14 protein-coding genes and 1 tRNA gene are annotated in these 12,168 nt (G+C 64.0%); 4 read left to right on the top strand and 11 right to left on the bottom strand.

Features of this window, described 5'->3' with window-relative positions:
- Position 1 precedes the first annotated feature (1 nt).
- The 10 genes from JEQ47_RS13255 to JEQ47_RS13210 form a co-directional block, all read right to left on the bottom strand.
- Positions 2 to 985, bottom strand: coding sequence for an acetyl-CoA carboxylase carboxyltransferase subunit beta (locus JEQ47_RS13255; RefSeq protein ID WP_198876920.1), 984 nt, complete (start codon positions 983 to 985; stop codon positions 2 to 4).
- 255 nt (positions 986 to 1,240) lie between these two features.
- Complete coding sequence (gene trpA / locus JEQ47_RS13250; protein ID WP_198876919.1) at positions 1,241 to 2,065, bottom strand: tryptophan synthase subunit alpha; 825 nt, start codon at positions 2,063 to 2,065, stop codon at positions 1,241 to 1,243.
- 109 nt (positions 2,066 to 2,174) lie between these two features.
- Positions 2,175 to 3,395 carry a tryptophan synthase subunit beta gene (gene trpB, locus JEQ47_RS13245; RefSeq protein WP_236020874.1) on the bottom strand — a complete coding sequence of 407 codons (1,221 nt, stop codon included), beginning with the start codon at positions 3,393 to 3,395 and terminating at the stop codon, positions 2,175 to 2,177.
- Positions 3,396 to 3,521: 126 nt separating this feature from the next.
- Positions 3,522 to 4,169, bottom strand: a complete 648-nt coding sequence (locus tag JEQ47_RS13240; RefSeq protein ID WP_198876917.1) for a phosphoribosylanthranilate isomerase — start codon at positions 4,167 to 4,169, stop codon at positions 3,522 to 3,524.
- A gap of 57 nt (positions 4,170 to 4,226) precedes the next feature.
- Positions 4,227 to 4,589, bottom strand: a complete 363-nt coding sequence (locus tag JEQ47_RS13235) for a lipopolysaccharide assembly protein LapA domain-containing protein (RefSeq protein WP_198876916.1) — start codon at positions 4,587 to 4,589, stop codon at positions 4,227 to 4,229.
- A 49-nt stretch (positions 4,590 to 4,638) separates the two neighbouring features.
- Positions 4,639 to 4,920 carry an integration host factor subunit beta gene (locus JEQ47_RS13230; protein WP_035099264.1) on the bottom strand — a complete coding sequence of 94 codons (282 nt, stop codon included), beginning with the start codon at positions 4,918 to 4,920 and terminating at the stop codon, positions 4,639 to 4,641.
- A 32-nt stretch (positions 4,921 to 4,952) separates the two neighbouring features.
- On the bottom strand, positions 4,953 to 5,891 hold the full coding sequence (gene sppA / locus JEQ47_RS13225; protein WP_198876915.1) for a signal peptide peptidase SppA: 939 nt from the start codon (positions 5,889 to 5,891) through the stop codon (positions 4,953 to 4,955).
- Between the two features lie 53 nt (positions 5,892 to 5,944).
- Positions 5,945 to 6,451, bottom strand: coding sequence for a GNAT family N-acetyltransferase (locus tag JEQ47_RS13220; RefSeq protein ID WP_407931787.1), 507 nt, complete (start codon positions 6,449 to 6,451; stop codon positions 5,945 to 5,947).
- A 75-nt stretch (positions 6,452 to 6,526) separates the two neighbouring features.
- Positions 6,527 to 8,233: a 30S ribosomal protein S1 gene (rpsA, locus tag JEQ47_RS13215; protein WP_198876913.1), complete on the bottom strand. Its 1,707-nt coding sequence runs from the start codon at positions 8,231 to 8,233 to the stop codon at positions 6,527 to 6,529.
- Between the two features lie 178 nt (positions 8,234 to 8,411).
- Positions 8,412 to 9,065 (bottom strand): (d)CMP kinase, encoded by a 654-nt coding sequence (locus tag JEQ47_RS13210; RefSeq protein ID WP_198876912.1) that lies wholly within the window; start codon positions 9,063 to 9,065, stop codon positions 8,412 to 8,414.
- A gap of 220 nt (positions 9,066 to 9,285) precedes the next feature.
- Here JEQ47_RS13210 and JEQ47_RS13205 point away from each other — a divergent pair, with 220 nt between their 5' ends.
- The 3 genes from JEQ47_RS13205 to JEQ47_RS13195 all read left to right on the top strand — a co-directional run bounded on the left by JEQ47_RS13205 (position 9,286) and on the right by JEQ47_RS13195 (position 10,350).
- Positions 9,286 to 9,684 carry a TIGR02300 family protein gene (locus tag JEQ47_RS13205; RefSeq protein WP_198876911.1) on the top strand — a complete coding sequence of 133 codons (399 nt, stop codon included), beginning with the start codon at positions 9,286 to 9,288 and terminating at the stop codon, positions 9,682 to 9,684.
- Between the two features lie 175 nt (positions 9,685 to 9,859).
- Positions 9,860 to 9,935 (top strand) — tRNA-Ala (locus JEQ47_RS13200).
- 175 nt (positions 9,936 to 10,110) lie between these two features.
- Positions 10,111 to 10,350: a GIY-YIG nuclease family protein gene (locus tag JEQ47_RS13195; protein WP_198876910.1), complete on the top strand. Its 240-nt coding sequence runs from the start codon at positions 10,111 to 10,113 to the stop codon at positions 10,348 to 10,350.
- A 12-nt stretch (positions 10,351 to 10,362) separates the two neighbouring features.
- Here JEQ47_RS13195 and JEQ47_RS13190 read toward each other — a convergent pair whose 3' ends face one another.
- On the bottom strand, positions 10,363 to 10,578 hold the full coding sequence (locus JEQ47_RS13190; protein WP_198876909.1) for a DUF2934 domain-containing protein: 216 nt from the start codon (positions 10,576 to 10,578) through the stop codon (positions 10,363 to 10,365).
- Between the two features lie 210 nt (positions 10,579 to 10,788).
- On the opposite strand from JEQ47_RS13190, the gene JEQ47_RS13185 reads away from it, so the two are divergent.
- Positions 10,789 to 11,889 (top strand): winged helix-turn-helix domain-containing protein, encoded by a 1,101-nt coding sequence (locus JEQ47_RS13185; RefSeq protein ID WP_198877354.1) that lies wholly within the window; start codon positions 10,789 to 10,791, stop codon positions 11,887 to 11,889.
- Positions 11,890 to 12,168: the final 279 nt, after the last annotated feature.

Below are 12,168 nucleotides of genomic sequence, written 5' to 3'. Positions count from 1 at the left end.
CCTATTCGGCGTGGGCAGCAGCGGCCGGCGGGTCGATCTCGTCGTCATCGGCCTCGGCCGCGACGGCGGCATCGCGCAGGCTGGCCTGTGCGGTGATGGCCTTGGCCGTGCTCGCCGCAATGGCATCATTGGGCGGCGCATTGGTGAGAATGGCGGCCAGCGAGCCGATGGTCGACCGGAGGTTGTGGCGGTGGACGACCATGTCGACCATGCCGTGGCTGTAGAGATATTCCGAGCGCTGGAAGCCCTTGGGTAGCTTTTCGCGGATGGTCTGCTCGATGACGCGCTGGCCGGCAAAACCGATAAGGGCGCCTGGCTCGGCCAGGTGCACGTCGCCGATCATGGCATAGGAGGCGGTGACGCCACCGGTGGTCGGATTGGTCAGCACCACGAAGAAGGGCAGGCCCGCTTCGCGCAGGCGCAGCACGGCCACCGTCGTACGCGGCATCTGCATGAGGCCGAGGACGCCCTCCTGCATGCGCGCGCCGCCCGAGGCGACGAAGAGGATGAATGGGGTCTTGAGGCGCACCGCGGTTTCGAGGCCGGTGATGATCCCCTGCCCCGCGGCCATGCCGAGCGAGCCGGCAAGGAAGTCGAAATCCTGCACGGCGACGGTCACGGCGCGCTCGTAGAGCTTGCCGGTTGCCACCAGCACGGCATCTTCATAGCCGGTCTTGGCGCGGTTTTCCTTGAGCTGGTCGACATAGCGCTTCTGCGCGCGGAATTTCAGCGGGTCCTGCGGCGCCGATGGCACCGGCACCAGATCGTACTTGCCATCGTCGAGGAAGGTGGCGAGCCGGTCCACCGGCTTGATCTTCATGTGGTAGCCCGAATTGGGCACGACCCACTGATTGGCCTCGAGATCGCGATAGAACACCATCTCGCCCGATTCCGGATCCTTGACCCAGAGATTTTCCGGCGTTTCCCGCTTGTTGGAGAGGAAGGAACGGATTTTGGGGCGGACGAAATTGTCGATCCAGTTCATGGCGCGGCCTTTCGCGGGGAACCTTTTGCCGGTTCCGTAGTCGTCAATTGTGGCAATTCTTATCAGGGGATGGGAGCGAGGGCAAAGATGCCGAGGCGCAATCCACATTCCCGGCTTGCGTCACCACCCGGCTTGACCGGGTGGTCCATGGATTGCCCGGTCAAGCCGGGCAATGACGATAAACGGGAGGTCAGGCCCCTCACCCGCCCTGCGGGCACGCACTCCCACAAGGGGAGAGGGGGAACCCTCCCAGGCTTACCCCCGCGCCCGCATCACCCCGGCTGCAATGTCGGCGACGAGGTCGCGCACCGCGGCGACGGTCTTGTCGGTGGCCTTGCCATCGACAAGGGTTTTCGCCACTGCATCGACCAGCACCGTGCCGACCACGACGCCATCGGAATACTTGCCGATTTCCTCGGCATCCTCGGCCGTCTTGATGCCGAAGCCGACGGCGACAGGCAGGTCGGTATGGCTCTTGATGCGCTGCACCGCCTCGCCCACCGCGGCGCGGGACTTGATGGCGGCGCCGGTAATGCCGGTCATCGAGACGTAGTAGACAAAGCCCGAGGTGTTTTCGAGCACCACAGGCAGGCGCCTGTCATCGGTGGTGGGCGTGGTCAAGCGGATGAAGTTGAGCCCGGCCTTAAGCGCCGGAATGCAGAGCTCGTCATCTTCCTCGGCCGGCAGGTCGACGATGATCAGGCCGTCGACGCCCGCTTCCCTGGCCGCAGCAATGAAGCGCTCGACGCCAAAGGAATAGATGGGGTTGTAATAGCCCATCATGACGATCGGCGTGGTGTCGTCCTTGCGGCGGAACTCTTCCACCATGCCGAGCACGCCGAGCAGCGTCTGGCCTTGCGCCAAAGCCCGCTGCGCCGCCATCTGGATGACGACGCCATCGGCCATGGGGTCGGAAAAGGGTAGGCCGAGCTCGATGACGTCAGCGCCGGCCTGCGGCAGGGCATTCAGAATCGCCTGGCTGGTGGCGAGGTCCGGATCGCCGCCCATGACATAGGTGACGAAAGCGGGGCGGTTCTCGGCCTTGCACTGGGCAAAGCGGGCATCGATACGGGTGGTCATGCGATGGCCCCTGAAGGATGATTTCTGGAAGGAACGGGGGAAGGCCCCCTCACCCGGCGCGTTGCGCCGACCTCTCCCCCAGAGGGAGAGGTGAAATGGATGCGGTGGGTCACTTCAACAGCCCCAGATATTTGCCGACGCTTTCGACGTCCTTGTCGCCCCGACCGGACAGGCAGAGGACGACCGACTGGTCCTTGCCCATGGTGGGGGCGAGTTTGACGACCTGCGCCAGGCCATGGGCCGATTCCAGCGCCGGGATGATGCCTTCGGTGCGCGTCAGAAGCTGGAAGGCGTCGAGCGCCTCCTTGTCGGTGATCGGCACATAGGTGACGCGCTTGGTGTCGTGGAGCCAGGAATGTTCCGGGCCGACGCCGGGATAGTCGAGACCGGCCGAAATCGAATGGCCCTCGAGGATCTGGCCGTCGCTGTCCTGCAGGAGATAGGTGCGGTTGCCATGGAGAACGCCGGGGCGGCCGCCGGTCATCGAGGCGGCGTGGCCGTTTTCGACCTCGATGCCGTGCCCGCCCGCTTCTGCGCCATAGATGGCGACTTCGGGATCATCGAGGAAAGCGTGGAACGTGCCGATGGCATTGGAGCCGCCGCCGACGCAGGCGACCACCGCATCCGGCAGCTTGCCCTCGGCCTGGCGGAACTGTTCCTTGAGTTCGGTGCCGATGACCGACTGAAAATCACGCACCATTTCCGGATAGGGATGCGGGCCCGCCGCCGTTCCGATCAGGTAATAGGTAGAGTCCACATTGGTGACCCAGTCGCGCAGGGCCTCGTTCATGGCGTCCTTGAGCGTGCCGGCGCCGGCGGTGACCGGGCGGACTTCGGCGCCCAGCATCTTCATGCGCAGGACATTGGGCATCTGCCGCTCGACGTCGGTGGCGCCCATGAAAATGGTGCAGGGCAGGTCGAACTTGGCGCAGACCGTAGCGGTGGCGACGCCATGCTGGCCGGCGCCGGTCTCGGCGATGACGCGGGTCTTGCCCATGCGCCTGGCGAGGAGGATCTGCCCCAGGCAATTGTTGATCTTGTGCGAACCGGTGTGGTTGAGCTCTTCGCGCTTGAGCCACACTTTTGCGCCGCCCAGATGCTCGGTCAGGCGCTCGGCGAAATAGAGCGGGCTGGGGCGGCCGGTATAGTGGACGGCAAGGTCCTGCAGCTCGGCGGCATAGGCCGGATCGGCCTTGGCGGCGCGATATTCCTTTTCGAGATCGAGGATCAGCGGCATCAGCGTCTCGGCCACAAAGCGGCCGCCATAGATGCCGAAGCGGCCGTGCTCGTCCGGACCGTTGCGCAGGGAATTGGTGTTTTGCGTCGTCAAACCATCGTCCTCCGGAAGTCCAGGGCAGGACCTCATTCCGGGCGTCCCGATCTCATGCCAGAGGGAATGAGGCCGGGCACGCTCGCCATGCGGTCTCCTTAAGACCTCCGGGCCATCACTGGCAAGTCAGCTTGCGGCCCTGGCGTTGCGGATGAAGGCTTCTATGAGCCGACGATCCTTGACGCCGGGGGCACGCTCGACGCCCGAGGAGACGTCGACGCCGAGCGGTCTCACCGAGCGGATGGCCTCGGCCACATTGTCGGGCGTAAGCCCGCCCGAGAGCATAAAGGGAATAGCAGGGTCCAGGGCCTTGAGGAGGCTCCAGTCAAAACTTTCGCCCAGGCCCCCCGGCCGGTCGGCGCCCTTTGGCGGCTTGGCATCGAGCAGGACGCGATCGGCGACTTCGGTGAAATCGGCGACATGGGCCACGTCCTCGGCGGCGCCGATGGGCAGGGCCTTCATGATCTCGACCCCGGCCTCGGCGCGGATGGCTTCCACCCGGTGCGGTGTTTCCGGGCCATGGAGCTGGATCCAGTCGGGACCGAGGGCCGCAACTTCGGCAACGCTGGAATTGTCCGGATTGACCAGCACCACGCAGCTTTCGATCCTGCCGCGGGCGGCCGAAATCAGCCCGCCCAGCTCGTCGATCGAAACATGGCGCGGCGAGCGCGGGAAATGCATGAAGCCCACCATGTCGGCGCCGGCCGCAATGGCCACGTCCAGCATGTCATAGGTCTTGATGCCGCAGATTTTGACGATCAAGGGATCGGCCATGGTAGATTTAGGCTCAACGGGACGAACAGGATGGGGCAAGCCGTACTGCGCCGTCCATCATCGCAGTTCCAGCAGATCATCGACATCGCCATGGGTGGTGGCGCGGGCCTCGCCATTGCGACGGCGCTGGGTTTCGAGCTCCTGGCCCAGGTGCTGGGCCTCGCGCCGCCAGTGCTTTTCACTGCGCCGATGGGGTCCTTGCGCGAACCAGCTGGCAATGCCGCCCAGGAGCACGCCGATCAGCAGCACCACGTAGAGCACCACGAAAAGCGGCACGCCATAGCCGGCCGCGTCGCTTTCGAGGACCGGCACGAAGGGATTGAGATTGACGCTGACCAGATGGCGATTGGCCAGCGCAAAAGCGATCAGCAAAGCGCAAAGCGGCACCAGAACCAGCCAGCCGACGATTTTGTTGACCATTGAGCGTCCAGTGGAGCCCGCCTGGGCCCCGGTCCTATGCTTGGCAGGCTTACGAGCGGTTGAGCCGCTCGCGGATTTCCTTGCCGGCCTTGAACTGCGGCACGTATTTCTCGCCCACATCGACCTGCTCGCCGGTGCGCGGGTTGCGTCCCACACGCGCCGGGCGATTCTTCACCGAAAAGGCGCCGAAACCACGGAGTTCCACCCGATCGCCCCGCGCCATGGCGTCCCCGATCTCGTCGAGGATGGCGTTGACGATGTTCTCGATGTCACGCTGGAACAGATGCGGGTTCTCCGCGGCGAGCTTTTCGACAAGTTCAGACTTGATCATCAAAGGCTCCGGTAATCACCCATGTCCCCATGTCATTGGGTGCCATCAACCTGCCAAAGCGAGACCAAACCGTCAAGCATGACAGTCCCTTCCCCACCAAGGCCGATGGCGCGGCGCACCGAAGAGCCCAGGAGGTCGCCGATCCAGTTGAACTCGCCACTCTCGGGCGGCCAGGCGGTGACCACGGGGATATCGGCGTCGAGGCCATGTTCGGCGGCCAGCCAGGCCAGCGCCTCGTATTCGCCGCCAATGGCGTCGATGAGCCCGGCCTCGATGCCGGACCGGCCGGTCATGATCCGGCCATCGGCCAGAGCCAGGGTGGCCGGTCGCGTGAGGCCGCGGCGCTCGGCCACGATGTCGACGAACCAGGCAAAGCTGTCCTCCACCAGTTCCGTCAGGGAGGCGCGAACCTCGCCCACCAGCGGCTCGTCGAAATCAGGCTCGGCCTTGAGCGGGCCTGAGGCCACCTTGTCGAGGTCGACGCCGATGGTTTCGAGCAGCTTGCCGGCATTGACATGCTGGTAGAGCACGCCGATCGAGCCGACGATCGAAAGGCGCCGGGCAAAGATGCGGTCGGTGGCGATGGCAGTCATATAGGCGGCCGAGGCACCGAGCTCGTCGATGGTCGAAACCACGGGCTTGGCTTCAGCCAGCCGCCGCAGGTCCTCGTAGAGTTCTTCGCCACCCGCCGTGGTGCCGCCGGGCGAATTGATGGCGACGATGACGGCTCGTACAGCATCGTCCTCGATGAGGTCGTCGATGGCCTTCGAGCGCTCAGGGTCGGTGGTGATGGTGCCCGAGACCACGAGGCGTGCAACCCGCTCACCCCCGGTCTGCTCGGCAAAGGCAAAGCGCCCCACCAGCGCCAGGACCGCGACCACGGCGGCCAACAGCGCGAGGATGCGCCAGAGCCCGCGCGAACGGCGATAGCGGTCGGCGGCAAGATATTCGTGCGGGCTGGGATCGGTCACGGCAGGCTCCTCGGACGTCTCCTGAGGTAGCGGCAGCGGCCCGTCAAGGCAAGCTAGTCGAGCGTCTTGACCATATAGCGTGCATTCGCCTCATAGGCGGCGAGCTTGTCGGCCAGTTCGGGCCGCTCCTCCACGGCGAAACCCTGCTTTTCCCAGAAGGGCAGCGAGTTGTTGACGGCCACGAGGCTCATCGTGGGATAGCCCATGGCCACGGCGTGCTTGGTGAGGGCCGCCACGATCTGCCCCGCCGCACCCACGCCGCGGGTCAGCGGCAAGAGCGCGAGGTCGTGGATGTAGTAGGTATCGGCGTGGTCGGGCAGCGCGCCAAGAAGGGCGTTGAGCGCGGGCAGGCTGCCGCGTTTCCAGGGATGGCTCAACACATAGCCGGCCGGCTTCTCCGAGACTTCGAGCAGGTAGCAGCCATTGCGGTAGAGCTCGAATTTTTCGGCCAGCACCGCCTCGGCCTCGAAGAAGCCCGGATGCACGCGATTGGCGATCTCGAACATGGCGGGGAAGTCGTAGCCGCTCATGGCCCGCCAGGCGACGTCTCGGAACTGCATCATTGTCATCTCATCGAACGAAACGACCCGCGCCTGGTGGCGCGGGTCGAAGGGTTTGCATCAAGCGCGGAACGCTTACTTCTCGTCGCGACCCTTGAGGGCAGCGCCCAGGATGTCGCCGAGCGAAGCGCCCGAGTCGGACGAACCGAAATTGGCCACGGCTTCACGTTCCTCGGCGATTTCAAGCGCCTTGATCGAGAGCTGGATGCGGCCGGTCTTGCGGTCGTACTGGGTGACGCGGGCATCGACCTTGTCGCCCTTGGCGAAGCGCTCGGGGCGCTGGTCGTTGCGGTCGCGGCTGAGGTCGGCGCGGCGAATGAAGGCGGTCACGTCGCTGTCGGCGATGCGCACTTCGATGCCGCCATCGTTGACTTCCACGACTTCGGTGGTGACCACGGCGTTCTTGCGCAGGCCCGAGCCATCGGACGAACCGGTGTCGGCCAGGTCATCGGCAGCGAGCTGCTTGATGCCGAGCGAGATACGTTCCTTCTCGACATCGACGTCGAGAACCTTGGCCTTAACCATGTCGCCACGGTTGTAGTCGTCCAGCGCCACTTCACCCGACTTCTGCCAGTCGAGGTCGGAGAGGTGAACCATGCCGTCCACATCGCCTTCGAGGCCAATGAACAGACCGAATTCGGTCTTGTTCTTGACTTCGCCTTCGATGGTGGAGCCGACCGGGTTCTTCTCGGCAAAGGCTTCCCACGGGTTCTGCAGGGTCTGCTTGAGGCCAAGCGAGATGCGGCGCTTGTCCGGATCGACTTCGAGCACGACGACATCGACTTCCTGCGAGGTCGAGACGATCTTGCCCGGATGGACGTTCTTCTTGGTCCAGCTCATTTCCGAGACGTGGATCAGGCCTTCGATGCCCGGCTCGAGCTCGACGAAGGCACCGTAGTCGGTGATGTTGGTCACGCGGCCGGTGAACTTGGCGTTGATCGGGTACTTGGCCTCGATGCCTTCCCACGGATCGGCCTGGAGCTGCTTCATGCCCAGGCTGATGCGGTGCGACTCGTGGTTGATGCGCACGATCTGGACCTTGATGGTCTCGCCGATGGTGAGCACTTCGGACGGGTGGTTGACGCGGCGCCATGCAATGTCGGTGACATGCAGCAGGCCGTCGATACCGCCCAGGTCAACGAACGCACCGTAGTCGGTGATGTTCTTGACCACGCCATCGACCACCTGGCCCTCTTCGAGCTGCTGGACGATTTCCGAACGCTGTTCGGCGCGCGATTCTTCGAGAATGGCACGGCGCGAAACGACGATATTGCCGCGACGCTTGTCCATCTTGAGGATCTGGAAGGGCTGCGGCACGTTCATGAGCGGCGCGATGTCGCGGATCGGACGGATATCGACCTGCGAACGCGGCAGGAAGGCCACGGCGCCTTCGAGGTCGACGGTGAAACCACCCTTGACCTGGTTGAAGATGGTGCCTTCAACGCGCTCATTGGCGTTGTACTTCTCTTCGAGCTTGACCCAGCTCTCTTCCCGGCGGGCCTTCTCGCGGCTGAGGACGGCCTCGCCGGCAGCGTTCTCGACGCGGTCGACATAGACTTCCACTTCCGAGCCGACGGCGATGGTGCCGTCGCGGCCGGCCTGGCCGAATTCCTTCAGCGGCACGCGGCCTTCAGTCTTGAGACCCACGTCGATGATCGCGAGGTCCTTTTCGATGGCGACGACGCGGCCCTTGACGACGTTGCCTTCGGCGGCATCGTTGTCGACAAAGGAGTCGAGAAGCATCGATTCAAAATCGTCTTTCGTCACAGTCTGCTGTGCCAAATCATTTCTCCGGTGCGCCGGTGGTTAGGGGGTTAAATCCTGCCTGAATGCGGGTCCGCCTCAGCACAAATGCCAAGGCCGGCGCACGGAGCACCGCTTCACTGACAGGAGAATTTGCTTAGTCGGTCCGGGCCAACGCTTGTTCGATTGCCTCGACCGACAGGACCCAAGGAGGAAATTAGGAGGGGCTTTGCCCCCCTGCCTTGAGCGCCAGGGCCGTCTCGACAACCGCGATGGCAGCGCGGAGTGCGGCCTCTATACCCATAAGCGTGGTATCAAGCAAGTGCGCATCCGGGGCAGGATAGAAGCCGCCATTGGGGTTGAGCATGTCGCGCGCGTCGCGTTCCTCGATCTGGTGGAACAGCGCATAGCGATCCACCGCGACGCCGCGCGCCTCCAACTGCCGCGCCCGGCGCTCCATGCGCGCCTTGCTGTCGGCCTGGATGAACAGCTTCGCATCCGCGTCGGGGCAGATTTTCGTGCCGATATCGCGCCCGTCGAGCACCGCGCCGCCCGGCTGGAGGGCGAAATTGCGCTGGAAATCGAATAGGGCCGCCCGCACCTCGGCGATCACCGCAACCTTGGAGGCGAGGACGCCGGTTTCGGCCGCGGTCAGGGCATCGAGATCGGTGAGCTGGCCGGCATCGAGCGAGCGCGCCGCGGCAATGGCGGTCGGCTCAAGATCGGGTCCGTCCACGGCAGCAGCCGAAGCCAGGCCCACGGCCCGGTAGAGCAGGCCCGTATCGAGATGGGGCAGACCATAGTGACGGGCCAGGCCCGAGGCCAGCGTGCCCTTGCCCGAGGCGGCGGGTCCGTCAACGGCGATGATCATGGCGTGCCTCTTGGTTGCTCTTTGCCATGGGACTAGCGGCGCGGCGTGGCGAGGGCAAGGGGTCAGACGACGGAGCGGCAGGACCCGGCATGGCAACCGGACCCGCCCCGAGCGCATTTTGCGTTTGACAGGATCGGGCTTTGCCCATAACCGAACTGACCGAATTGGGCACACGCGGCTAAGCGCGCCCGAAATCTCCATTTTCGAGAAGGCATGAGAGATGGCCAACGAACGCGGTACCAAGCGGACCGATCCCGATACCGGCAAGAAGTTCTACGACCTCAACATGGACCCGATCGTCTCGCCCTATACCGGCAAGAGCTATCCGCGGTCCTTCTTCGAACAGATGGCCGGCAAGGTCAGCCCTGCCACCGCTCGCAAGATCGATGACGAGGACGAGCAGGAAGAAGAAGACGAGGTCGAGGAAACCGCAGGCCCCGAAATCGTCAGCCTCGAGGAAGCCGACGCCGAGGAGAGCGGCGACGAAGTTCCCGATGACGTGGAAGATGTCGAGGTCGACGAAGAGCTCGGCGACGATGAGGAAGACGTGTTCCTCGAGGAAGACGAAGACGAAGACGACGGCCTCGGCTTTGACGTCGGCGACGACGAAGACCGTTGATCTGACTGTATTTTTTCCGCCGGGGACGGGTTTTTCCCGGCGGGACAAAAAAGTGTCATTTAGGCACTTGCGCGAGCCGATTTCATCCAATAGGTTCCGCCTCGCTTCGGACGGGCAACGCCCCGGACGAACCCAAAACTACCGCAAGGCCAGCGTTTCGCCGCCTTGTCCGGATGGGGCCATAGCTCAGCTGGGAGAGCGCTTGCATGGCATGCAAGAGGTCAGCGGTTCGATCCCGCTTGGCTCCACCAGCCTTCGCTGCTCTGCAGCTTCGGCTCGGCAAGCCCTCGAGGCTTCCACGAAGATCATGCTGAAATTTGCGAAGGCTGTCGCGGCGTAGTTGCCCAAGGCAACGAAGCCGGACCACGGCCGTATCTGGCGCTACCCCGCTGACAACGTATAGCTTCCACTGCAAGGGGGCTCACGATGCAGTATGTCTATATCCTGCGCAGTCTCGTCGATCCTGAGCGGCACTACGTCGGCACCACCCTCGATCTGAGATCCCGATTGGCGACGCACAATTCCGGTGCCGTGACGCACACATCAAAATTCGCGCCCTGGGCCATAAAGACCTATCTGGCGTTCGAGGACGAAAGCCGGACACGCAACTTTGAGCGATACCTCAAGACTGCATCGGGTAGAGCTTTCGCCAAAAAGCGTCTCTGACCCTTCGACGCCTCAATGCTGCTGCTGGGCGCCGTTGTAGCCGTTGGCCGGTTCGGTGTCAGACGGCTGGGCCTGGCTTCGTTCGGCCATCAGCTTTTCAATGGCGCGGAACCAGTAGTCCTTTTCGCGGCCGAAGGGCCGGCCGTCGGCTTCCCACAGATGGTACGCGGCCTTGCGCACGCTCTGCTCGAAATCCATATCGACGAATTTTTCGGTGTCTTCGTACATAGCCGCCCTCCGCAGTACATTCGGGCCAATGCGCGGCGGGCCAATTCGATGCATGACAAACGCAATATTGCTTGGGCGACGCGTTATGGCGCGCTGCTGACCGGCTTTGACACACGTCCCTGATCTGACATCGTGAGCGTCATCCCACAGGAATCAGCCGTGCCGAAAAAGCCCGTTTCCATCACTACACGACAGGCCCGCGCCATCTGGATGCGGGCGCAGCGCCTCGACGAGGCCGCGCCTTTCGGCGCCGGCCCCGCGGCGAGCCAGGCGGCCATCGAGCAGTTGGGCTATGTGCAGATCGACACGATCAACGTCATCGAGCGCTGCCACCATCACATCCTTTACTCCCGCATTCCGGACTATCGGCGCAGCGACCTCGCGGCGCTACAATCGGCGGACAAGTCGGTGTTCGAATACTGGACCCATGCGCTGAGCTATGTGTCCAGCGCCGACCTCTCCTATTTCGTGCCGGCGATGAAGGTCTATCGGGACAAGCCCAGCGCCTGGTTCGGCTCGGTGACCAAGGCTGAAGTCAGCGCCATGGCCAAACGCCTCCGAAACGAGGGGCCGCTCTCCATCCGCGACATCGACGACGACGAGCTGGTCGACAAGACCCATCCCTGGGCCAGCCGCAAGCCCTCCAAGCGGGTGCTGCAACTGATGTTCTACCAGGGACTCGTGACCATTTCGGCGCGCCAGGGCATGGTCAAGACCTATGACCTCATCGCCAGGCATTTCGGCTGGGCGGCCAATCCCCGACCCGCCACCGAGCGGCAGGTGACGGCCTATCTGCTCGACCGGGCGCTGCGCAGCCAGGGTGTCGTGAGCATCGATTCCATCTGCCACCTCAATGCACCGGCAAAGAAGGCGGTGCACGAGCTCATCGAGGCGCGGGTGAAGCGGCGCCTGCTGGTGCCGGTCAGCATCGAAGGCGCCGAAAAGGTGCCGCATTGGGCGACCCCGGAAGCGCTCGATACTGTCGCTCCTGATGGGGCCAATCGCGTCCACATCCTCTCGCCCTTCGATCCGCTGATCATCCAGCGCAAGCGCCTCAAGCTGATGTTCGGCTATGACCATGTTTTCGAGGCCTATGTGCCCCAGGCCAAGCGCAAATACGGCTATTTCGCCCTGCCCGTCCTGGTCGACGACCGCGTCGCGGCCGTGGCCGATCTCAAGACCGACCGGCAGGCGGGCAAGCTGCTGATCCAGAAATGGACCGCACTAGAGGAGCCCGGCGCGGAGACAAAGGCGGCGATCGACGCGGAACTGGGACGGTTCGAGCGGTTTCAATTGGGGTCCGACAACTAGCAATCAGCATGCCCAACCACCAGGCCGCCCTCGGGCGCGACCCGAGGGCCAGCCGCAAGGCCTGCGGGCGTCCTGACTGGTCCTCGGATCAAGTCCGAGGACGGCATTGTGGGGTGGCGACCACCTGCCCCAGTCTCGCACCGAACCCTTTGTCCGCAAGCCATTCGCGCTGAGCGCTCATGGCCTCCTCGCCTAAATTCGCTCCACTGGAGCGAATTTGCCCTCGGCACGGCTCGGAGCTTTCCATCGGGCGGTCGGCCGCGCTACAAAGCCACCGCG

Origin of the sequence: Devosia sediminis (assembly GCF_016411825.1) — a bacterium.
Lineage (GTDB): Bacteria > Pseudomonadota > Alphaproteobacteria > Rhizobiales > Devosiaceae > Devosia > Devosia sediminis.
This window is presented reverse-complemented; position numbering and strand designations above follow the sequence as displayed.

Coding starts and splice junctions, on each gene's coding strand:
- JEQ47_RS13255 (WP_198876920.1), bottom strand. CDS start 985: ATGAACTGGATCGACAATTTCGTCCGCCCCAAAATCCGTTCCTTCCTC.
- JEQ47_RS13190 (WP_198876909.1), bottom strand. CDS start 10,578: ATGTACGAAGACACCGAAAAATTCGTCGATATGGATTTCGAGCAGAGC.
- JEQ47_RS13195 (WP_198876910.1), top strand. CDS start 10,111: ATGCAGTATGTCTATATCCTGCGCAGTCTCGTCGATCCTGAGCGGCAC.
- JEQ47_RS13235 (WP_198876916.1), bottom strand. CDS start 4,589: ATGGTCAACAAAATCGTCGGCTGGCTGGTTCTGGTGCCGCTTTGCGCT.
- trpA (WP_198876919.1), bottom strand. CDS start 2,065: ATGACCACCCGTATCGATGCCCGCTTTGCCCAGTGCAAGGCCGAGAAC.
- JEQ47_RS13220 (WP_407931787.1), bottom strand. CDS start 6,451: ATGCAGTTCCGAGACGTCGCCTGGCGGGCCATGAGCGGCTACGACTTC.
- JEQ47_RS13185 (WP_198877354.1), top strand. CDS start 10,789: ATGCGGGCGCAGCGCCTCGACGAGGCCGCGCCTTTCGGCGCCGGCCCC.
- JEQ47_RS13230 (WP_035099264.1), bottom strand. CDS start 4,920: ATGATCAAGTCTGAACTTGTCGAAAAGCTCGCCGCGGAGAACCCGCAT.
- JEQ47_RS13205 (WP_198876911.1), top strand. CDS start 9,286: ATGGCCAACGAACGCGGTACCAAGCGGACCGATCCCGATACCGGCAAG.
- JEQ47_RS13210 (WP_198876912.1), bottom strand. CDS start 9,065: ATGATCATCGCCGTTGACGGACCCGCCGCCTCGGGCAAGGGCACGCTG.
- JEQ47_RS13240 (WP_198876917.1), bottom strand. CDS start 4,169: ATGGCCGATCCCTTGATCGTCAAAATCTGCGGCATCAAGACCTATGAC.